Consider the following 1,013-nt stretch of genomic DNA (forward strand, 5'->3'; position numbering starts at 1 on the left):
TTTGCGCCGTTTCCGGAGCAGATCTTTAATTTATCACATTCAACTTTGAAAGTCAACAACTTTTTTTAGTTTTATGTGATTTGTTCTACTCAGTTAAACTTGTGTGTTTCGTGAGTAGATTTTTAATATAACACATTACTTTTCATTAATCAAGAGGTTTTTTTAACCTCATTTAAATTAATGGTGCGGTCGGCGAGACTCGAACTCGCACGGGTCGCCCCGCCACCCCCTCAAGATGGTGTGTCTGCCAATTCCACCACGACCGCATGTAAAACGTCTCAGGAGAGGTTCGAACTCCCGACCGTCCGCTTAGAAGGCGGATGCTCTATCCAGCTGAGCTACTGAGACATATTGTAGTTATAAAAAAATGGGGCGATCGATGGGACTTGAACCCACGAGTGCCGGAGCCACAATCCGGTGCGTTAACCCCTTCGCCACGACCGCCATAATGTATACGTTTTAAAAATGTTCTTTGGCAGGGGCAGTAGGAATCGAACCCACACCAAAGGTTTTGGAGACCTTCGTTCTACCGTTAAACTATGCCCCTATGGTAGCGGTGGAGGGGATCGAACCCCCGACCTTTCGGGTATGAACCGAACGCTCTAGCCATCTGAGCTACGCCGCCATAATTATTTCGTAATAAAAAGAAGTGGCGGAGGGAGAGGGATTCGAACCCCCGTGAGCTTGCACTCTAACGGTTTTCAAGACCGCCCCGTTATGACCACTTCGGTATCCCTCCGCAAAATATGGAGCGGGTGATGGGAATCGAACCCACGCGACCAGCTTGGAAGGCTGGAGTTCTACCATTGAACTACACCCGCTTGAATATGGTGCCGGTGAAGGGACTTGAACCCCCACGGTTTCCCTCACGATTTTGAGTCGCGCGCGTCTGCCATTCCGCCACACCGGCATATTCATTTGAAACATGGTCGGGAAGACAGGATTCGAACCTGCGACCCCTTGGTCCCAAGCCAAGTACTCTACCAAGCTGAGCTACTTCCCGATTATAGAAG

The 1,013-nt window shown here is 49.2% G+C and carries 9 tRNA genes; all 9 read right to left on the minus strand.

Annotated elements, in window-relative coordinates:
* Positions 1 to 181: 181 nt before the first annotated feature.
* A tRNA-Leu gene (locus HPY27_RS29760) sits at positions 182 to 266 on the minus strand.
* An 8-nt stretch (positions 267 to 274) separates the two neighbouring features.
* Positions 275 to 348 (minus strand) — tRNA-Arg (locus HPY27_RS29765).
* Positions 349 to 368: 20 nt separating this feature from the next.
* Positions 369 to 444 (minus strand) — tRNA-His (locus HPY27_RS29770).
* A gap of 29 nt (positions 445 to 473) precedes the next feature.
* Positions 474 to 547 (minus strand) — tRNA-Trp (locus HPY27_RS29775).
* 1 nt (position 548) lies between these two features.
* Positions 549 to 625 (minus strand) — tRNA-Met (locus HPY27_RS29780).
* Between the two features lie 25 nt (positions 626 to 650).
* Positions 651 to 739: transfer RNA gene (locus tag HPY27_RS29785), tRNA-Ser, on the minus strand.
* An 8-nt stretch (positions 740 to 747) separates the two neighbouring features.
* Positions 748 to 821: transfer RNA gene (locus HPY27_RS29790), tRNA-Gly, on the minus strand.
* Between the two features lie 7 nt (positions 822 to 828).
* Positions 829 to 910, minus strand: a tRNA-Leu gene (locus tag HPY27_RS29795).
* A 16-nt stretch (positions 911 to 926) separates the two neighbouring features.
* Positions 927 to 1,003 (minus strand) — tRNA-Pro (locus tag HPY27_RS29800).
* Between the last annotated feature and the right edge of the window lie 10 nt (positions 1,004 to 1,013).

Source organism: Brevibacillus sp. HB1.1, assembly GCF_013332445.1.
GTDB classification, from domain to species: Bacteria; Bacillota; Bacilli; order Brevibacillales; family Brevibacillaceae; genus Brevibacillus; species Brevibacillus porteri.